Consider the following 18,472-nt stretch of genomic DNA (forward strand, 5'->3'; position numbering starts at 1 on the left):
ATGGCGGGGACCCAACGCCATACCATCGGAGAGGTTACGCTCAATTACCGTATCGACGGTGAGGGCGAGCCGCTCATCTGCATTCACGGCGTCGGATCTTATCTGGAGGCGTGGTCGGGGGTAGTCGAACGGCTGAAGGATCGCTTTACGATCCTGACTTTCGATTTGCGTGGCCACGGCCAGTCAAGCCGGGTCAAGGGGCGATACGAGATCGACGACTTCGTCAACGAGACGTTGGCTCTGGCCGATCAGGCGGGCTTCTCCACCTTCAATCTCGCGGGCTTCTCACTCGGCGGGCTCATCGCCCAGCGTCTTGCCTTGACCCATCTCGGCCGACTGCGCCGGCTTACGCTGCTTTCGACGGTTGCCGGACGAACGTTGGCCGAACGGGAGCGCGTGCTTGAACGCCTGGCGGCACTCAGGGCGGGCACGCCCGCTGATCACCACAACGCGTCGCTGTCGCGCTGGCTGACCGAAGACTTCCAGGAGCGCAATCCCGAGATCATCGCGAGGCTACGATCACGCGATGCCGAAAACGATCCGGATTGTTATGTCGCTGCTTACCGGGTGCTCGCCGAGACGGATTTCGGCGGCTTCCTTGACCAGATCCGTTGCCCGACGCTGATCGCAACCGGTGAGGACGATGCAGGCTCCAATCCTCGGATGGCCCGGTACATGCACGAGCGCATCCCCGGGTCCGCACTCCGGATACTGCCGGGCCTGCGCCATTCCATTCTTGTCGAAGCGCCGGAGCTCGTAGCGACGTTGATGGCCGATTTTCTGAGACAGGGGGAAAAAGTCGATGGATGAGGCGCTGCAGGCGAAGGGCGAGGCCGTGAGGCGTAGGGTGCTCGGCGACGACTATGTCGATCGGGCAATCGGCAACAGCGACGCCTTCTCGCGTCCCTTCCAGGATCTTTTGAATGAGTATTGCTGGGGGACAGCCTGGACGGACGAGGGGCTCGATCTCAAGCAGCGCAGCCTGCTCAACCTCGGTATGCTGGCGGCTCTCAACCGCATGCATGAATTCGCCATCCATTTCCGCGGCGCGATCCGCAATGGCCTGACCGACGAGGAACTTCGTGCGGCACTCGTCCAGATCGCGATTTATTGCGGCATTCCCGCGGGCGTCGAAACCTTCGGGATCGCGCGGACTGTGCGTGACGAGATGGACAAGAAAGAAGAGCGCTGACTTCCACGGTTATTAGGAAAGGGCGGCTCCGCGCTGCCTCGTATCGCCGGAAGACAGAAGGGCGCTTGAGAACTCAAGATCACCCCTATGGCAGGAAGAGGACCCTGCCCAAACCAGAACGACAAGAGGGAACGACCGAATGAACACTTTCGCCAGATTGACAGCGGCGGCCGCATCGATGGCCATATCATTCACGGCGCTTCCGGCCAATGCCGGAGCCGTGCTCGAGCGCGTGCTCGACGCAAAGACCTTGAAGGTTGCAACCGACGCCAGCTGGGCGCCGCAGTCCTTCATGAACGACAAAAACGAGATGGACGGTTTCGACATCGATGTTGCCAAGGAAATTGGCAAGCGCCTCGGTGTCGGCGTCGAGTTCGTCACCCCAGGCTGGGATATCATCACCGCCGGCAACTGGCAGGGCCGCTGGGACATGCATGTGGGCTCGATGACGCCGACCAAGGAACGGGCCAAGATATTCGACTTCCCGGCCGTCTACTACTACACGCCGGCGGCGGTCGCTGTGCACAACGATAGTCTCGCCGTCACGTTGATCGACCTGGACGGCAAGGTCGTCGGAACGACGGCAACGTCGACCTTCGAAGCTTACGCGAAGCAGGAACTGACGCTCGATGCCGCGGGGGCTCCCGCCTTCGAATACGCGTTCAAGCCGAAGGAAGTGAAGTCCTACGCCAACTCGACAACGGCCTTTGACGACCTGCGCCTCGGCGACGGCGTTCGCGTCGATGCGGTGGTGTCGTCGCTGCCGAGTATTCGCGATGCCATCAAGGCCGGATATCCGATCAAGCAGGTCGGCGATCCGGTCTTCTATGAGCCATTGGCCGTTGCCATCGAGCACGGTGACAAGGAGCTGAACGACAAGATCGCCGAAGCGATCAAGTCGATGCAGACCGATGGCACGCTGAGCAAGCTCTCGGAAAAGTGGTACGGCGTCGACTACACGGTCGTGAAGTAGGCTTGTCTACGTCTGGCGGTCCGGGTTGGTCCGGATCGCCTTTTTGTCCAGAGGGACTAACATGCTCTATCCGGATACCGTTGACTCCGAAATTCTCGTCCACAAGCCTCCGTTCGTGGCGTCGGTTTTCGCAGCCGTCCTGGTCGTCTTCATGGCTTTCAATCTGACCGGGACAACGATGGGCGAACTGATGCGCCCGGTGATAGGCGAGCCGCTGGAGAGCGGCTTCTACGGACGTTTCGCCATTGCTCTTGTCGTGGCGGCGCTCTTCTGCCTGAACATCGTGCTCATCGGCTTCGCCAGTCTCAGGCTGCAGATCGCCATCGTCTGGATGGAGCTTCTGGTGTTGTTTCTCGCCTTCTTCCAGACCTTCCACCTAAGCCTGCCCTTTATCGAGGAGAAGCTGCCTTTCCTGATCGCGCAAGGCCTTGTGACGACCGTCTATGTCTCAGCCGTTTCGATCTTGATTGCCTCGCTCATCGCAATCCTTGGCGCGGTTGCGAAACTTTCGACCAACGGTTTCGCCTATGCGATCGCAAGCTTCTACACATCATTCTTCCGCGGGCTCCCGCTTCTGATGCAAGTCTATCTGATCTATCTGGGTCTACCCCAACTTGGCATCATCATCGATGCGGTTCCAGCCGGCATCCTGGCGCTTTCGCTCTGTTACGGCGCTTACATGACCGAAATCTTTCGATCGGGCATTCAAAGCATCGACCGCGGCCAGTGGGAAGCGTCGCGTTCCATTGGCTTTGGCTTCGGGCTTACCATGCGCAAGATCATCCTGCCGCAGGCGCTGCCCGTCATCATTCCGCCGACCGGCAACCAGTTCATCTCTATGTTGAAGGACAGTTCGCTCGTCTCCGTCATCGGTGTCTGGGAACTTATGTTCCTCGCCCGCACGCTTGGGCAAAAGAGCTTCCAGCACATGGAAATGCTCATATCCGCCGCCATGCTTTACTGGATCATGTCCATCTGCCTCGAACTCATCCAGTCCCGCATCGAACGTCATTACGCCAGGAGCAAGGTCCGATGAGTGCTGAGACTATCATCGACGTCAGGAACGTTTCCAAATGGTACGGTGCCTTTCAGGTCCTGACGGATATCAACCTGACGGTCCGCAAGGGCGAGCGCATCGTCGTCTGCGGCCCTTCCGGCTCCGGCAAGTCGACCCTCATCCGCTGTTTCAACCGCCTGGAGGCACACCAGGAGGGTGAGATTGTCGTCAACGGTATCAGCCTGCACAGCAAGATGCGCAATGTCTCCGAAGTGCGGCGCAACGTCGGCATGGTGTTCCAGCACTTCAATCTCTTCCCCCACATGACTGTGCTGATGAACTGCATGGTTGGGCCGATGTGGATCAACGGTGTTCCGGCAGCAGAGGCGCGGGCGCGGGCGTTGACGTTCCTGGAGCGGGTGCGTATCCCCGAACAGGCCAACAAGTACCCGGTGCAGCTTTCCGGCGGCCAGCAGCAGCGCGTGGCAATCGCACGCTCGCTTTGCATGCAACCGGCGGTGATGCTGTTCGACGAGCCGACCTCCGCACTCGACCCTGAAATGGTTTCGGAGGTTCTCGACACGATGACAAGTCTTGCCCGGGACGGCATGACGATGGTCTGCGTTACCCATGAAATGGGGTTTGCCCGAGCTGTTGCTGACCGGGTGATCTTTATGAATTCCGGTCAGATCGTCGAACAGGGGAGGCCGAAAGAGTTCTTCACTAACCCTCAGCATGAACGTACGAAGCTGTTTCTTAGCCAGATCCTCAAGCATTGAGCGTGAAATAGCATCGATCGATTCAACTCTACTCGACAGAAAGATGCCTGTTTTACATCGCACTTACATGCGCCAGAGGGTTTTCAGCAGCTACGTGATGACGGCACGCTGTGTGTGGGCATCACACCAAGTGGCCAGGATCGTTTTTCTCGCTCTGCCTGAGTTCAGGTGTGCTAAGAAAGACAATGAAGTCAGTACGCGACTGAAATACCCTGCTTCCGCCGAAGGCGACCCCTTGTACATCCGATGTTTTCATTTTTTGCTTCGGAATGTATCGGCTGAAAGAGCGCGGCGATTGGCCGGCTAGCTGATCTTCCGGGGACGCCCGCCCTTCGCGCCGTTGGCTCGGCTTGCCTCGATCTTCGCGGCGGACCGAGATTGCCCGCCTCGGCGCTGAGCCTCCATGAACTTCGCAGTTCCGAATATGCCCTTCATTAAACCGAGGATGGTGAAATCCACGTCTAAGGTTTCCCAATGCAAGCCAGTTTCGCCCAAAAGCTCGACTTCCGCCAACTGGGCAGGCGTTGCATTCTCCAGGCCTTGTATCGATCGGGCAGGCACCATGAAAGCTGCGCCGTTTGTGAAATCCACGACAATGCGGCTGGAAGGTTCATCGAAACGGACCGAAGATGGGATCGGGGCGCGTGCACGCTCTGCGTCCCCTTTCGAGGTAGCTTCTCGGTAGTGACGATCTTCAAAGATGACTTCACCCATGAATGCTCTCCCATTTTTCGATGAACAAGCGCTGGTTTGCCTGGACAATAGTGAGAGCCACGCTCAAATCTCGCTTTTTCATCCCCCGGTTCGATAATACGGTGAGATCGAGAATGTTGATACGGGCTTCACCGTCTCCGTAGACATGGGCGTGCGCGGGTTCGTGGTCATTTGTGTAAATGATAAAATCGCATGCCAGCGGCGCGGAGAACGGTGACCATGAATCAACATAACCTAACAACTTGGGTTATGCAAGATCTTTAGTCCTGGCCGCGGATCGCGTAACCTAAACAAGCAAAGCACGCGCCATCACGACGACCCGCAACGCGCTCCTGATCACGACCTAGACCCCAAGATCTTTCGCACCTTTTGCCAGACTTCATCGAGTGTCGCCATCACGGCCGAGCATGGCCGGCGCCCTGTCTCGGAGCAGGCGAATTCCTGGAAAATGGGTCTGGTCAGCCATTGATGTCTCCCGCAAACACAGCTGCGGGGAACGGTGCGCATGCTTCCGAGAGCCAGGATGCCGCCGGCAGTGATGAAGATTGAGCTGGCGATCATGCTCCGGTCGGGACGCTAGCGCCAAATAATGCTGCCCGCAATCACCGATGCCGGGATGGCGGCATACCGTAACGACGCTATTCCAGCGAGGGTAGCGATCCGCGTCGCCTGCACCAGCATCCAGTTCGCAACGGCGGCGTCCTGTCCGCTCGATCCGCCTGCCGAACTTTTGCCATGCCGCCGTTGATGAACCGCCACCATCGTCTCGCTCGGAAATGCATGTGAGGCGGCCTGTCGCTGTGAGCAGGTTTTCGAACTATCCCGCCCCTGCCTGAAGCCTGTTGCGTAGATCGTCGATCGTTTCGCGGAGGATATCTAGGGCCTTCGCGTCAAGCGCTACCGCATCGCCGATGCAATGCATGACATGATCGGCCTGCCCCTGCAGAGCGCGGCCTTTCTCCGTCAGGTGCAGAAGCACCTCGCGTTCGTCCCGGGGGTTGCGCGTTCTCGTGATGAACCCGGCAATGTTCAGGCGCTTGAGCAACGGCGTAAGCGTGCTGGAATCAAGGAAGAGATTGTTACCCAGCTCCTTGACGTTCTGCCCGTCGCGTTTCCAGAGCGACACCATGACCAGGTACTGCGGGTACGTCAGGCTCAGCTTGTCCAGCAACGGCCGGTAAAGCTGGGTGAATGCGTGGCTTGCGGAATAGAGGGAAAAGCAGAGCATTCCGGCGACCCCGGGATGGTCGTCTGGCTTCGTCATGGCGATCTCCTTTCCAAACAGATAAATCGTGCACGATTTATTTGCAAGCGGTTGACAACCACGTTTCGGCAGCATAATAGATTGGACACAAATGAATTGCACACAAATAAATAAGACCTAAACCGAGATCCGAACCACGAAGGAAGTCGTCATGTTCAAACTCGCCGCCACCGTTGCCTTTGCCGCCGCCCTCCTGTCCGGCAGTGCACTCGCCCAGCCTGCAAAGCCCACTGTCGTTCTCGTCCACGGCGCTTTCGCCGACTCCTCGAGCTGGAATGGTGTGACGAAGATCCTTCAGAAGGACGGTTACACAGTCGTTGCCGCGGCCAATCCCCTGCGCAGTGTCGCCGGCGATGCGGCCTATGTTTCCGACATCATCTCGAGCATCAAAGGATCTGTCGTCTTGGTCGGGCATTCCTACGGAGGCCAGGTGATCTCGACCGCTGCCAATGGCAAGGACAATGTCAAGTCGCTGGTCTATGTGGCAGCGTTTGCTCCGGAAGCAGGGGAAGCAGCTGCCGATCTCGCCGGTAAGTTCCCGGGCGGAACGCTTGGCCAAGCGCTCGCCGCTCCGGTCAAGCTGGCAGATCGCGGCGTCGATCTTTCCATCGACCAGGCGAAGTTTCATGACCAGTTCGCCCACGACGTTTCGATTGAGGATGCGGCATTGATGGCCGCCGGCCAGCGCCCGATCACTGAAGCCGCCTTGACGGAAAAGTCCGGTTCGCCAGCCTGGAAGACGCTGCCCTCCTACTTCATCTATGGGGACGGCGACAAGAACATCCCTGCGAAGGCACTCGGCTTCATGGCCGAACGGGCAGGCTCAAAGCACACTGTCGTGATCAATGGTGCATCCCATGTGGTGATGGTGTCGCAGCCCAAGGCAGTCGCGGACCTAATCGAAGAGGCTGCACAGTAATCTTTGCAAATTGCTGGTGATCAAAGGCCGCCATCCGGAAGGGTGGCGGCTTTGCCGTAAGAGCACGGCTCAACCAGTCACGTTCGCGAAAATCCATCGGTGTCAGGATGTGCGGCATGCCCAATCGCAACTCACCCAAATCTGCCAATTGCCGAACTCCGATGATGGCTTTAGCGGAATTGAGAGACGTTCCTGTCTCCGGCGGTCGCTGATTTTGTACCGCGACAGTACCGCTTCGCCGGCGGTTCAAATTAGTGCTTGCCAGCCAAAACGCGGATAATTATAGTCCGCGTTATGGCGCATATGACGGCAGGTGTGGAATACGGGCTGCATTGTCTCCTGTGGTTGGCAAGTTCGCCCGGAACGCCGCTGAGCAACCGCGACCTGGCGGATTTTCAGGGAATTTCCCCTAGTTTTCTGGCGAAGATATTTCCGAAGCTGGAAAAAGCGGGGATCGTATCAGCTTCCGAGGGTATCAAAGGGGGATATCTGCTCGCAAAGCAGCCTGGAAATATCACGGTTCTGGAGGTTGTTGATGCGATCGAAGGTAGGAAGCCCTTATTCGACTGTCAGGAGATCCGTGGTCGCTGCGCCGTATATCGGGAGCGGCCGCCGTCATGGGCAACGAAAGGCGTATGCGCAATCCACGCGGTGATGTTGCGCGCGGAAAAGGCCATGCGGGATTCCCTTGGAAGCGAGACGTTGGCCGACATTGCCGGCGACTTAAGCCGCAAGGCGCCGCCGGAATTTTCTGACGAAGTCCGTAAATGGCTTGCCGACAGGACGAAGGGCCGGACCCGAAGCGGTGCAATAGAAGACGGAGCATTGTCCTGACGGGCTGGAAAAGCGGACATGGGTTGCGGCTGGCAATTGCGGCCGGGCTGGCAGAGATGCGGCCGGCTCGGGAAGATGAGGATTTAGAGTGATGAAGGATATATTCATCTTGGCCGGCAACGGCACCCTTCACTCGTCGGCGCGTATTCGGTCGCAGTGCGGCAAGGTTAGCGCGCTGCGCATGGTAGCGCCTACAATCTGCCGGAGTTGATGAGATGGGCACCCCAGCTGTCGTTGCGGATAGTCCGCTGGTTCTTGTAGTCGATGATGACGAAAATGTTCGCAACTCCCTGCAGGAACTCATCGAATCGGTCGGCCTCGACGTCGCCTGTTTCCCTTCGCCCCGCGAACTGATGAGCGCCGGCCTTCCCGACCGGCCCGGGTGTCTGGTGCTCGACGTCCGCATGCCGGGCGCGAGTGGCCTCGATCTGCAGCACCAACTCTCGACGCGTGGGGTAACGAAACCCATCATCTTCCTCACGGGATACGGGGACATACCGATGACCGTGCAGGCCATGAAAGCCGGGGCCGTCGATTTCCTGACGAAACCCGTGCGCGACCAGACGCTGCTCGACGCCGTGATTGCCGGTATTCGGCGGGACGTGGAGCAAAGGGCACAGGCAGAAAACATCCACCAGCATTCCACCCGATTTGCGACCCTTACCCCACGCGAGCGGCAAGTTCTTCGAGAAGTGGCGCGCGGGCGCCTCAACAAGCAGATCGCTTTCGAACTCGGCATCAGCGAGATCACCGTGAAGCTCCACCGCAGCAATATGATGCGCAAGATGCGAACTACTTCCGTCGGAGAACTCATCCGTGCATGGGATTCACTGCCTTCCAGCCTGCGCGAGAAGCCGCAAGCGTGAGCTTGCGGCGGCGCCGTCGCGCCGCTTTACGTCCATTCTCATTTCTTAAAAAAATGTTTAGTCGCGGCGCACAGCGCCGCGCGATGTCGTACTTCACTTTTTCGCCAGATACGTGAAGACTGCGAATTCGCTACAAAACTTTGTGCAGCCGATCATGAGCTGAAGCCGTTGCTCTTAACGAACTGCGATTGCGGTGAACTCAGTCAGGGCGCATCCTAATCACCCGATCTATCATACCTGTACTCTGGGACTAGATGGCCGATGCATGGGTTCGATAGGCCGGCGGGCTGCCGTGATGCATTCTCCTGACCGGCCGAAAAGGCTCTAACTGGAGACGTAAGATGCGCGATATCATCAAAGCTCTCGCGCTCGCCGCAGCGGTGGGCACCATAGCTACCGCGTTCGCACAAGCAGCCGATTCCCAGGACAAGCCGACAATCGTGCTGGTGCATGGCGCGTTTGCGGAGTCGAGCGCGAACGACGTGATCGGTGCACTGGCGGTCAACACCGAAACAGCCAGCGGAAATGCGAATGTGACGGCCTCGGTCGACCTCGCCGCCGTCGCTCCGGAGGCAGGTGAATCCAGCGTAAGCCTTTCGGGAGAATTTCCCGGCAGCACGCTGGCCGACGCGTTAACGACGACTACGCTGCCGGAGGGCGGCAAGATCTCTACATTCGGCCGGACCGGTTCCACGATCAGTTTGCCGCCGATGTGCCCGAATACTCGGCGCGGCTGATGGCAGTTCCTCAACGTCCCGTGGCACAGGTCGCCGAACGGTCGGGCGTCGCCTCGTGGAAGACGCTGCCTTCCACGCAATTTGCGGTTCCGCAGATCGCAACATCCCGCCGGCGGCAATGAGATTTATGGCGAAGTGTGCGCTTACCTTGAAGACCCTTAGCATTCAGGGCGGGTCACATGCCCTGACGGTCTCGCATCCATCGCCTCGCTATCGAGGAAGCAGCCTCCGCGAAGTAACGCCGGTGCGCAACCCGCAAACCCGAATCAAGCTAAACTAGGAGATTGAACATGAAAATCGTCGTCATCGGAGGCACAGGCCTCATTGGATCGAAGACCGTTGAACGGCTTCGCAAGCGTGGCCACGAGGTGTTGGCTGCCTCTCCGAATTCGGGTGTAAACACAGTTACCGGAGAAGGCCTCGTCGAAGCGTTGGCCGGTGCGCAGGTCGTGATCGACCTGGCGAACTCGCCAAGCTTCGAAGAAAAGGTCGCCATGGAATTCTTCGAAGCGGCCGGCCGCAACCTCTTCGCTGCAGAAAAGACTGCAGGCGTTCGCCATCACGTAGCGCTGTCGGTCGTCGGTACCGACCGCATGCAGGCGATGGGGTATTTCCGCGCCAAGCTGCGGCAGGAGGAGCACATCCGGAATTCCGGCATTCCCTACACGATCGTCCACGCGACGCAGTTCTTCGAGTTCGTGGGGGCCATCGCTCAATCGGCGACCGAGGGAACGAATGTTCGCGCGCCCACGGGCGCTTTCCAGCCGATAGCAGCAGACAATGTCGCCGATGCCATGGCCGATGCCGCTCTGGCCGAGCCGGTGAACGGCGTAATCGAGATCGCCGGTCCGGAGCTAGCCCCTATGAACGAGTTCATCGCGCGTTACCTCAAGGCTACCAACGATCCGCGCACCCTCGTCGCTGACCCTAAGGCCTGTTATTTCGAGATCGAGATCAATGACCGGACACTGGTTCCGGACGACAGCGCCCGCCTCGGCGCGATCCACTTCGAGGATTGGCTACAGTCCCCCGCCGCCCAGAAGAAGTAAGCGCCCGCGCATATTCCATTTGGGTTCGCCGTCCCGGCAGACCTCTGCTCACCGACCCTAACCGCAGCCCTTGTCTGGCATCGACAACGCTATGGCTCCGGTGGCCGGCGCCATAGCGGTTCTAACCAACACCGAGATACCCGGCTGTGCCGACGAGCGCTGTCAGGAGGAATCCATGCGCATTGAAAAGCTCTATCCCATGACGTCGGCTGATGTTGATCGATGTCGCCGCGACGCTGCAGGCTGCTGCCCTGACGCTTTCCAATCCGGGGATCGAATTGGCCGTCGTCAGCGAGGAAGGCGGCAAGGCGGCGGGGGTGCTCAGCAAATCCGATCTCATTCGCTGATGAGTCGCAACATCATTTCCTGCAGCTCGGGCGACGATTTGCAGGCCGCATGGCAGGTCATGATGGAAAACCGCATCCAGAACATGCCGGTCCTCGGCAACGATGCGAAACCGCTCGGTGTCCTGGATATCCGCGACGCGCTGAGAGTGCTGCTCTTCGAGCAGGAACAACTGCAGGAACATATGTTGGCGAACTACATCGCTGGCATTGGTTACTAATCGCCGGATCTTGGGACGATCGTCATGTTTCAAGCATATCTGATTGAAATCGCCGCTGCGCCGCTGGCATGGCTGATCATTCTTGGCCTGACCGGAATAGCCGTGTGGAAATTCATCGGTCCGACGCGCTCCAATCTGCGGCTTGTGGTGCAGATCATCTTCTTTACGGCCATGACTTCCGTCATCGTTCTCGCAGATATTCCGCTTGGTCAATCGCAAGGCCTGGGTATTGGCGACGAGCAGGCGGCTTTCATCGTCTTCGCCCAGTTGCTGTGGTGGCTCCATCTCTCTTGGGCCGTCATCGGGTTCGTGCGGATCTATCTGGTTCTGGAAGGTAGGCCACGCGAGGCCCGTTTGCTGCAGGATATCGTCGTCGGCGCGGTTTACATGTGCGTCACGCTCGCCGCCCTCGCTTTCGTTTTCGGCGCCCCTGTTGGAACGCTGATTGCGACTTCCGGCGTCATAGCCATTGCGCTCGGCCTTGCTCTTCAGAACACACTCGGCGACGTATTTTCCGGTGTCGCTCTCAATCTCGGGCACACCTATGTGCTGGGCGACTGGATCCTCCTTGAGGACGGCACGGAAGGACGCGTCATTGCAAGTACCTGGCGCTCGACGCAGATTCTAACGGGCGCCAACAATATCGTGGTCCTGCCCAACAGCGTCCTTGCGAAGCTAAAGCTGACTAATGTCAGCCGGCCGGATGAGACGCATCTTCTCAAGATGACGGTGCGGGTGGTACCGACGCACGCTCCTTCGATTATCGAGGAGGCCATGCTGACGGTTCTGGCGGGCTGCAATTCCATCATGCGGGAGCCGCCGCCCTTGGTTTCGCTGAGCGGCGTGGATGCAACCGCGCTGGAAATTCATCTGTTTTTCCGGGTGAGCAATCCGATGCTGAGGATGAAGGCGCAAAACGAGGTGATCGACCGCTTCTACCGACATTGCCGATCCGCCGGTATCCAGCTTGCGATGCCGCCCATGGCCACCATCAATGGAACCCCGTCGAATGAAACAGCCAGGCCACCTGATGTGACGCTGCAGGAGGTCATCGATGAAAATCCAATCTTCTCCGGACTGACGCGATCCGAAAGAGAAAAATTGGCCCAATCGGGCATAGAGCGTGAATATCGCAAGGGGGATGTCATCGTCTCCCAAGGACAGTCGCTGCCCTCGATGACGATTATCCGCACCGGCGTCGTATCGATGCAGCATGACCAGCAGGAAAAGCGGCGCCTTTCGGCGGGCGACTTCTTTGGTGAAACCGGGCTCCTCGCGGGAATGCACGAAGCTTACACGCTGCAAGCGCTGACGCGGATCGCCGCCTACGAGATCGACCAGAAGAGTTTCGCGCGCCTGATCGCCGACCGTCCGGCGATTGCCGAGGAGGTCGCGGCGATGCTATCCGCATGTTCCGGCGACAACAGCCAGCTTCCGATGGCAGCGGCAAAACACGAACGGAGCGCCTCCGCTTTCTTGAAGTCGATCCGGACGATCTTCAGCACCTGAATGTCGGCCGCAGGCCGAAAACCATCGAAAACACCAAAGAAGGACGAGACCATGGGCGTGAAACTCTTTTACGCGCCGGGCGCCTGCAGCCTGGCGAGCCACATCTGCCTGATCGAGGGAAACATGCAGTTCGAAGCCGAACGTGTCGATTTGAAAACGAAGATTACCGCGTCGGGGGATGATTTTCGCGCGGTGACCGCCAAGGGATATGTGCCGGCGCTGATGCTCGACAGTGGCGAAGTCGTCACCGAAAATGTTGCGGTGTTGGCTTATCTAGCGGGAGAACTGCCGGCGCTCGACGTCAGCGGCGAGTTGGGCCGTACCCGGCTTATCGAGGTGCTAGCCTATCTCTCCACGGAAATCCACAAGAGCTTCGAATCCTTATTTCTGGGTGCCAACACGAAGGAACACGCCAAAACTAGCGCCTCCATCACCTATCGCCTTCAGTATCTCGCCGACCATATGCGTGACGAATACCTGTTCGGCGATCATCCGAGCGTGGCCGATTTCTATCTGTTCGTGATGATGAGCTGGGCCAAGATCTTCGGCGTCGAAATCCCGGCGCCGCTGCTTGCGCTCGATAGGCGCCTGCTGGCGCGGCCTTCGGTCCAGGCCGCGTTGAGGAGTGAAGGGCTCGCCACCTGACAACCGCCCGCGTCTCTCCAGACAGGCCTTTTAGGCTCCGCCGCGTCAGCGGCGGACGTCTGTCCGGCGCTCATAGTGGGTACGCCTCAGCCGCGTTTAAGGCCAAAATTGCCTTGCGAATCTTCGCCCTATCCTTCGGAACAGGTGTTTTTGTCGCAAGCTCCCATATACCTTTCTCATAAAATAGGCCGTAGTGCTGTCTCGCTCTAAGACGCACCATGGCAATTCCTAGTGCAATGGGGTCGGGTTGAGGCATGTCGAACTCCGCCGGAACGTCGGGGATGGATAGTAGTGGTGGATCGCAAGGCCCACCCGATATCGATGCCGTACAGGCGGCGAAGCTGGTCGAGCGGATCACCGGCAATGCCTGGGCCGCCGATGCCGCGGGCAAACTTATCTATGTGACACCGGCCGCGCTCGCCTTTTTCGGCGCAAGCCCGGAAAGCCTCAATTCGCAGCCGGATAAGAATAGGTTCGACTGGAGTCGGGTCATCCACCCGGAAGATTACGATGCAGCCGCTGTCGCATGGCGCCGGTGCTTGCAGACGGGCGAGCAATACACTGTCGAGCACCGAACGCTGCGTGCGACCGGAATCTATGGCTGGGTGCGCAGCACCGGGCAGCCGATCCGTGACGGGGAGGGCGCAATCGCCGGATGGTGCGGCACGCTAATCGACATCGCCCTCCCCGAAGACACCGATAGCCCGCATGCCGGTCGACCCGCTCGGGACCCCCTTTTGTCGATGGACACGGTACATCCGCACGACAGGCTAACCGACGAGCAGGCGGCTGCGCGAGCCTTCTTTCACGGCATCCCCCAGATCAGAAGCTACCGCCAGCTTCAGGCGGATAGCAGCTACGAGCGGGTTGCGTTTCGTGTGGAGCCGGATCACGGGATCAGCATCGAAGTCGATCCGGCTGTGGCACGCCAGGCCGAGTCCTGGATGACCGCAAGCTCGTTCGGTGAGACGGCTGATGCGGTCCAGGCCGCTCTTGCCATCGAAAAGCTCTATGGCGGCGCTTGGGCGATCGACGTCACCGGACAATTTACCTATGCAACTCCAGCGGTGCAGACCTCTATCGCGATGACGCTTGAGGATCTCAACCTTCTGCTGGATGGCAAATCCTTCCTGGAAGGCGGGCGTCAGGGCTGGCAGCGCGGCACGCATCCCGACGATAGCGAAAGAATGGGAGAGACAGTACGACACGCGCTCAGGACAGGCGAGCATTGGAACTTCGAATGCAGGATCCTGCGTGCCAACGGCGCTTATGTCTGGCACTGGGCTGCAGCCCGCCCGACGCGTGATAGGCAGGGACGTGTTACCGGGTGGTATGGAACTGCATTGGACATCGACGTGTATAAGAGAACCGAGGCTGCACTCCGCGAGCGCGAACGGCAACTGCAGCAGCTTATCGACACCGTGCCGGCGCTGATCTGGAGCGCGATGGCCAACGGAGCTCCGACCTATGTCAACAAACCCTTCACGGAAGTCACCGGGGCCACGCTCGAAGATATGATCGCGCCGGATCAATCGGCTTCGCTCGGCGTCGTTCACCCCGAGGACAGGGCGGCGGCGCGAGAGGCTTTCCTACATTCGGTCGCGACAGGCATCCCGTATATTCAAAGATACCGTCAACACCGTGCCGGCGGTGACTATCGCTGGACCGAGACGCGGGCCGAACCGCTGCGGGATGAATTGGGCACGATCGTCCAATGGTGTGGCGTGAGCTCCGACATCCACGACCTCATAACCACCCAGGAAGCGCTACGCGAGAGCGAGCAACACCTCCAGCAACTCGTCGAAACGCTGCCCGCGTTGGTCTACTGCGCCTTGCCGGATGGCAAGCCGATATATCGCAGCCAGCGGCTCCGCCAATATCTCGGTTTCAATCTCGAGGAAACGGATGGTCTCGGAAAATCCCGACTGGAAGGCACGCTCGACGCCGTGATCCATCCGCACGATCTAGCTGCCGTGAAGGAACGGTATGCCCATTCGCTAGCGACCGGCGAGCCCTATTTGCTACGACATCGCCTAAGGCGCTTTGACGGCGTGTACCGTTGGGTGGAGACCCGTGCTTCGGCAATGCGCAATGGTGACGGCGAAATCGTTCAGTGGAACGGCATCTGCCTGGATATCGACGATCAGGTCCAGACCCAAGAGGAGTTGAGCCGTGCCCAGGAAAATCTCGCCCGCTCAAGTCAGGCCGCCAGCCTGGCAGAATTATCAGCCTCAATCGCGCATGAGGTGAACCAGCCGCTTTCGGCAGTGATGAACTATTCCAGCGCCTGCCAGCGCTGGCTCACCGCCGAGCCGCCCAATATCGAACGCGCCCAGAAAACGCTCGATCGCATAGTTCATAGCGCCAATTCCGCAGCAGATGTCGTCAGCCGCATTCGCGCCCTCTTCAAGCAGTCGACGGATAAGCGTGACAGTTCCGAGCTTGGCGCCGTCGTCAGGCAGGCGCGTGACCTGCTTGCAGAGGAGGCGGGTCGGCGACGCATCAGGATGGATATCGAAGGCGAGAGCGGTCTCCGGCTCGTCCCATTCGACCGGGTGCAGATTCAGCAAGTGTTGGTCAATCTCATGCGCAACGGCATGGATGCGATGGCTTCCGTTTCGAACGACCGTGTTGTCCAGATCCGCGCCTTCCGGGCGGGGGATATGGTGCGCGTTGAGGTCAAGGACAGGGGGCGAGGCGTCCAGTTCCCCGACAAGATTTTCGAGCCGTTTTTTACAACCAAAGATCAGGGCATGGGCATGGGCCTCGCAATTTCCCGCTCGATCGTAGAATCGCATGGCGGTCAGTTATGGGCAGAAAAGAATGAACCGAGCGGCGCGAATTTCGTGTTCACCCTGCCGCTCGACGTGGCGAAGATGCCATGAACCAATAGCCTGCCATAGGGAGGAACGGTATGAACAAGTCTGTGGTAGCGCTCGTCGACGACGACCCGAGCGTGCTTGCTTCATTGGCGGAACTCCTGGAATCGGCGGGATACGAAACCCGCAGCTTCCTCTCGGGCGAGGCGTTGCTCGCTTCCGGGCTTAAGGGCGTTGACGTGTTGATTACCGATATCGGGATGCCCGGTACTGATGGATTCGAACTCCGAGATCTTGCCCGGCAGCAGAACCCGCAACTGCCGGTATTCCTGATCACGGGGCGCCATGAAATCGCCGATCAGGACCGCGCACGCTGCATTGACGGGTTTTTGCGAAAGCCTTTTGCAGGGCACACCCTGCTTGCGGCCGTTCGCGATGCCCTGGACGATCGACAGTGCTGATCAGAATCCACGCTTTGGCATAGCTCCGTCCGCCCGGGCATCGCGACTGTCTTATCAAACAACCAACCGGGTGGAGGGGGCGCAAATGTCTGTTTACATCGCCGGTCGCAGAGTTTCGCGTGGGAGCGCAACACGCTCAACGCGGCCGTCTGTTTTGATCAATCGCAATCACGCCCTATTTTCGGGACGCCCTTTTAAATGCCAGCTCAAGCAACACTGAATCCTCGCGTTCGTAAACGAACAAGCCAGCCTACCCTATTCTCTAGTGTAGCCTATCCTCTCCCTTGACCCCAATCGACTGCTCAGATGCCCCCCAATACACTCAGCCGCATGGGCCGTGCCCGGCACGTTCCAACCCCGCAGAACAGGAGCGCATCATGACGCAGGCAGAAGCAAATCCCCGTACGATGGGGCAGGAGGAGACAATCATGAGCTTGGATAACACCCTACGTGGCGGCCGATCGGCAACCGAAGAATTGGTTCCATCGCGCTACGCGGTGAAGGTCGGCGAAATTGAAGTGCTGGTGATCAGCGATGGAGTGCTACCCCTTCCAACCGCGATGTTGGGACACAATGCCGACCCGACGGAACGCGCCGCATGGCTGGACAATATGTTCCTGCCGCAGGAAGCTTTCGACTGGGCGCTGAACGCGGTGGTGGTGCGCAGCGGCGTGCAGGTGATCCTTATCGACGCCGGTCTGGGGCTGGATCCGGAATTGAACCTGCCGCGGGCCGGGCAATTGGTGAAGAGACTTGAGAGTGCCGGCATCGACCTCGGGTCCGTGACCGATGTCGTACTGACCCACATGCATATGGACCACGTTGGCGGGCTGCTCGTCGAAGGCGTCAAGGATCGGTTGCGTCCGGACCTGCGCATTCACGTTGCCGCCGCCGAGGTTAAGTTCTGGGAGGCGCCCGATTTCACGCATGTCAACATGCCTGCCGGCTTTCCGGATGCACTTCGTGCGGCCGCCAAACGGTTCGCCAAGGAATACCATGACCAGCTGCGGCTGTTCGATGAGGAACACCAGGTGGCTCCGGGCGTCGTCGTCTCTCGCACCGGCGGCCATACCCCCGGGCACAGCGTGGTCCGCGTTGCGTCCGGGAACGACCGGCTGATGTTCGCCGGCGACGCCGTGTTCGCGGTTGGCTTCGAGCACCCCGACTGGTTCAACGGCTTCGAGCACGATCCTGAGGAAGCTGCCCGTGTTAGGGTCCGGCTTTTGCGAGAGCTGGCGGCGACTGGGGAACTGCTGGTAGCTACTCATATGCCGTTCCCGTCGGTCGGGCACGTTGCGGTTGACGGCGACGCCTTTCGTTGGGTGCCGGTTTTCTGGGACTATTAACCGAATATTGACCTAGCCGCCAATCAAGCGACCGCATGCGATCGGACATCCTTGGAGATCGCGTGCGGTTCTTCGCGGCACGGTGCTGATGCGCCGCGCTCTCCCCAATTTTTTGCCCTGCAGCAGTCAGGAAGAGGTTGTGACATGATTGCCATGGAAGCACGCATCGTCGCCGGCACTTCGGTTCCGGGAACGCCGCTCGTCGGCCGAGCGATCGATTATGCGCGGGAGGCTTGTGAGCCCTATCTCTTCAATCACGTCATGCGATCCTGGCTGTTTGCCGCAAAGATCGCCGAGCTGCAGAACATAACGCACGACGCCGAGGTGCTCGCAGTCGGCACGCTGTTGCATGATATCACCCTGAATGAGCGATTTGCAGGGCCCCGCCGTTTCGAAGTGGAAGCCGCCGATCTGGCTCGAAAGTTCGCGACGGAAGCCGGACTCGATGGACGGCGTGCCCAGCTGATCTGGGACAGCGTCGCCCTCAACTCGACCCCCTCGATCGGGCTCTACAAGGAAGCGGAGATCGCACTTTGCACGGCAGGAATCTGCTTTGATGTTGTGGGCCTCAAATACAGCCTCATTCCCTCGTCCGAAGTGCGGGCGATCATTGCCGAGTTTCCCCGGCTTGGGATGAAGAAAAAAATGACCGCATGTTTTTGCCACATCGCCAAAACGCAGCCCGAAACCACCTACGACAATTTTGTCCGGGATTTCGGCGAGCGCCTGGTTCCCGGTTACAGTGTCCCTTCCTCGGTCGATCTCATCGCCGAAGCCCCCTTCGCTGAATGATGCAGCGATAT

At 59.2% G+C, this 18,472-nt stretch carries 20 protein-coding genes; 17 read left to right on the plus strand and 3 right to left on the minus strand.

All coding sequences use genetic code 11. The features are described from left to right. From ASD00_RS18750 to ASD00_RS18770, 5 genes are all read left to right on the plus strand, one after another. Complete coding sequence (locus ASD00_RS18750) at positions 1-810, plus strand: alpha/beta fold hydrolase (protein ID WP_057208180.1); 810 nt, start codon at positions 1-3, stop codon at positions 808-810. Then, on the plus strand, positions 803-1,192 hold the full coding sequence (locus ASD00_RS18755) for a carboxymuconolactone decarboxylase family protein (RefSeq protein ID WP_057208183.1): 390 nt from the start codon (positions 803-805) through the stop codon (positions 1,190-1,192). Before ASD00_RS18750 ends, ASD00_RS18755 begins: the two co-directional genes overlap by 8 nt. A 139-nt stretch (positions 1,193-1,331) precedes the next feature. Next, positions 1,332-2,165, plus strand: a complete 834-nt coding sequence (locus ASD00_RS18760) for a transporter substrate-binding domain-containing protein (protein ID WP_057208185.1) — start codon at positions 1,332-1,334, stop codon at positions 2,163-2,165. A 61-nt stretch (positions 2,166-2,226) separates the two neighbouring features. Continuing rightward, complete coding sequence (locus ASD00_RS18765) at positions 2,227-3,201, plus strand: amino acid ABC transporter permease (protein WP_057208187.1); 975 nt, start codon at positions 2,227-2,229, stop codon at positions 3,199-3,201. Beyond that, complete coding sequence (locus ASD00_RS18770; protein ID WP_057208189.1) at positions 3,198-3,941, plus strand: amino acid ABC transporter ATP-binding protein; 744 nt, start codon at positions 3,198-3,200, stop codon at positions 3,939-3,941. The genes ASD00_RS18765 and ASD00_RS18770 overlap by 4 nt, the downstream gene beginning before the upstream one ends. Before the next feature lie 303 nt (positions 3,942-4,244). Here ASD00_RS18770 and ASD00_RS18775 read toward each other — a convergent pair whose 3' ends face one another. The 3 genes from ASD00_RS18775 to ASD00_RS18785 all read right to left on the minus strand — a co-directional run bounded on the left by ASD00_RS18775 (position 4,245) and on the right by ASD00_RS18785 (position 5,919). Continuing rightward, a complete protein-coding gene (locus ASD00_RS18775) occupies positions 4,245-4,655 on the minus strand; it encodes a DUF2442 domain-containing protein (RefSeq protein ID WP_057208192.1) in 411 nt (136 codons plus the stop codon). After that, entirely contained in the window at positions 4,648-4,896 is a 249-nt protein-coding gene (locus ASD00_RS18780; RefSeq protein ID WP_244494625.1) for a DUF4160 domain-containing protein, read from the minus strand. The genes ASD00_RS18775 and ASD00_RS18780 overlap by 8 nt, the downstream gene beginning before the upstream one ends. 576 nt (positions 4,897-5,472) lie before the next feature. Then, positions 5,473-5,919, minus strand: coding sequence for a MarR family transcriptional regulator (locus ASD00_RS18785; protein ID WP_057208194.1), 447 nt, complete (start codon positions 5,917-5,919; stop codon positions 5,473-5,475). A 151-nt stretch (positions 5,920-6,070) separates the two neighbouring features. Here ASD00_RS18785 and ASD00_RS18790 point away from each other — a divergent pair, with 151 nt between their 5' ends. The 12 genes from ASD00_RS18790 to ASD00_RS18845 all read left to right on the plus strand — a co-directional run bounded on the left by ASD00_RS18790 (position 6,071) and on the right by ASD00_RS18845 (position 18,461). Further along, a complete protein-coding gene (locus tag ASD00_RS18790; RefSeq protein WP_057208196.1) occupies positions 6,071-6,838 on the plus strand; it encodes an alpha/beta hydrolase in 768 nt (255 codons plus the stop codon). 294 nt (positions 6,839-7,132) lie between these two features. Continuing rightward, positions 7,133-7,672, plus strand: coding sequence for an Rrf2 family transcriptional regulator (locus tag ASD00_RS18795; RefSeq protein ID WP_057208198.1), 540 nt, complete (start codon positions 7,133-7,135; stop codon positions 7,670-7,672). 215 nt (positions 7,673-7,887) lie between these two features. Next, positions 7,888-8,538 carry a response regulator transcription factor gene (locus tag ASD00_RS18800; RefSeq protein ID WP_057208200.1) on the plus strand — a complete coding sequence of 217 codons (651 nt, stop codon included), beginning with the start codon at positions 7,888-7,890 and terminating at the stop codon, positions 8,536-8,538. Positions 8,539-8,879: 341 nt separating this feature from the next. Continuing rightward, positions 8,880-9,275, plus strand: a complete 396-nt coding sequence (locus tag ASD00_RS42505) for a hypothetical protein (protein WP_063963300.1) — start codon at positions 8,880-8,882, stop codon at positions 9,273-9,275. A 290-nt stretch (positions 9,276-9,565) separates the two neighbouring features. Then, positions 9,566-10,324, plus strand: coding sequence for an SDR family oxidoreductase (locus ASD00_RS18810; protein WP_057208202.1), 759 nt, complete (start codon positions 9,566-9,568; stop codon positions 10,322-10,324). Positions 10,325-10,670: 346 nt separating this feature from the next. Further along, positions 10,671-10,889, plus strand: coding sequence for a CBS domain-containing protein (locus ASD00_RS41785; protein WP_244494249.1), 219 nt, complete (start codon positions 10,671-10,673; stop codon positions 10,887-10,889). 24 nt (positions 10,890-10,913) lie between these two features. Beyond that, complete coding sequence (locus ASD00_RS18820) at positions 10,914-12,398, plus strand: mechanosensitive ion channel family protein (RefSeq protein ID WP_057208204.1); 1,485 nt, start codon at positions 10,914-10,916, stop codon at positions 12,396-12,398. A 51-nt stretch (positions 12,399-12,449) separates the two neighbouring features. Beyond that, entirely contained in the window at positions 12,450-13,043 is a 594-nt protein-coding gene (locus tag ASD00_RS18825) for a glutathione S-transferase C-terminal domain-containing protein (RefSeq protein WP_244496087.1), read from the plus strand. A 281-nt stretch (positions 13,044-13,324) separates the two neighbouring features. After that, positions 13,325-15,928: a PAS domain-containing protein gene (locus tag ASD00_RS18830; RefSeq protein WP_244496088.1), complete on the plus strand. Its 2,604-nt coding sequence runs from the start codon at positions 13,325-13,327 to the stop codon at positions 15,926-15,928. 29 nt (positions 15,929-15,957) lie between these two features. Continuing rightward, the gene (locus tag ASD00_RS18835) at positions 15,958-16,323 is read left to right on the plus strand and encodes a response regulator (RefSeq protein WP_057208208.1); all 366 of its coding nucleotides are present in this window, start codon (positions 15,958-15,960) and stop codon (positions 16,321-16,323) included. A gap of 428 nt (positions 16,324-16,751) precedes the next feature. After that, complete coding sequence (locus ASD00_RS18840) at positions 16,752-17,669, plus strand: MBL fold metallo-hydrolase (protein ID WP_225906472.1); 918 nt, start codon at positions 16,752-16,754, stop codon at positions 17,667-17,669. Positions 17,670-17,813: 144 nt separating this feature from the next. After that, a complete protein-coding gene (locus ASD00_RS18845) occupies positions 17,814-18,461 on the plus strand; it encodes a hypothetical protein (RefSeq protein ID WP_057208212.1) in 648 nt (215 codons plus the stop codon). Positions 18,462-18,472 lie beyond the last annotated feature (11 nt).

The sequence above is a fragment of the Ensifer sp. Root31 genome (genome assembly GCF_001424825.1).
GTDB classification, from domain to species: Bacteria; Pseudomonadota; Alphaproteobacteria; order Rhizobiales; family Rhizobiaceae; genus Ensifer; species Ensifer canadensis.

What these genes read in the sequence shown, in the direction of transcription:
- ASD00_RS18795 (WP_057208198.1), top strand. Translation starts at nt 7,133, where the DNA reads ATGGCGCATATGACGGCAGGTGTGGAATACGGGCTGCATTGTCTCCTG.
- ASD00_RS18830 (WP_244496088.1), top strand. Translation starts at nt 13,325, where the DNA reads ATGGATAGTAGTGGTGGATCGCAAGGCCCACCCGATATCGATGCCGTA.
- ASD00_RS18775 (WP_057208192.1), bottom strand. Translation starts at nt 4,655, where the DNA reads ATGGGTGAAGTCATCTTTGAAGATCGTCACTACCGAGAAGCTACCTCG.
- ASD00_RS18790 (WP_057208196.1), top strand. Translation starts at nt 6,071, where the DNA reads ATGTTCAAACTCGCCGCCACCGTTGCCTTTGCCGCCGCCCTCCTGTCC.
- ASD00_RS18840 (WP_225906472.1), top strand. Translation starts at nt 16,752, where the DNA reads ATGAGCTTGGATAACACCCTACGTGGCGGCCGATCGGCAACCGAAGAA.
- ASD00_RS18810 (WP_057208202.1), top strand. Translation starts at nt 9,566, where the DNA reads ATGAAAATCGTCGTCATCGGAGGCACAGGCCTCATTGGATCGAAGACC.
- ASD00_RS18750 (WP_057208180.1), top strand. Translation starts at nt 1, where the DNA reads ATGGCGGGGACCCAACGCCATACCATCGGAGAGGTTACGCTCAATTAC.
- ASD00_RS18765 (WP_057208187.1), top strand. Translation starts at nt 2,227, where the DNA reads ATGCTCTATCCGGATACCGTTGACTCCGAAATTCTCGTCCACAAGCCT.
- ASD00_RS18785 (WP_057208194.1), bottom strand. Translation starts at nt 5,919, where the DNA reads ATGACGAAGCCAGACGACCATCCCGGGGTCGCCGGAATGCTCTGCTTT.
- ASD00_RS18845 (WP_057208212.1), top strand. Translation starts at nt 17,814, where the DNA reads ATGATTGCCATGGAAGCACGCATCGTCGCCGGCACTTCGGTTCCGGGA.
- ASD00_RS18825 (WP_244496087.1), top strand. Translation starts at nt 12,450, where the DNA reads ATGGGCGTGAAACTCTTTTACGCGCCGGGCGCCTGCAGCCTGGCGAGC.
- ASD00_RS42505 (WP_063963300.1), top strand. Translation starts at nt 8,880, where the DNA reads ATGCGCGATATCATCAAAGCTCTCGCGCTCGCCGCAGCGGTGGGCACC.
- ASD00_RS18800 (WP_057208200.1), top strand. Translation starts at nt 7,888, where the DNA reads ATGGGCACCCCAGCTGTCGTTGCGGATAGTCCGCTGGTTCTTGTAGTC.
- ASD00_RS18760 (WP_057208185.1), top strand. Translation starts at nt 1,332, where the DNA reads ATGAACACTTTCGCCAGATTGACAGCGGCGGCCGCATCGATGGCCATA.
- ASD00_RS18835 (WP_057208208.1), top strand. Translation starts at nt 15,958, where the DNA reads ATGAACAAGTCTGTGGTAGCGCTCGTCGACGACGACCCGAGCGTGCTT.
- ASD00_RS41785 (WP_244494249.1), top strand. Translation starts at nt 10,671, where the DNA reads ATGAGTCGCAACATCATTTCCTGCAGCTCGGGCGACGATTTGCAGGCC.
- ASD00_RS18755 (WP_057208183.1), top strand. Translation starts at nt 803, where the DNA reads ATGGATGAGGCGCTGCAGGCGAAGGGCGAGGCCGTGAGGCGTAGGGTG.
- ASD00_RS18770 (WP_057208189.1), top strand. Translation starts at nt 3,198, where the DNA reads ATGAGTGCTGAGACTATCATCGACGTCAGGAACGTTTCCAAATGGTAC.
- ASD00_RS18820 (WP_057208204.1), top strand. Translation starts at nt 10,914, where the DNA reads ATGTTTCAAGCATATCTGATTGAAATCGCCGCTGCGCCGCTGGCATGG.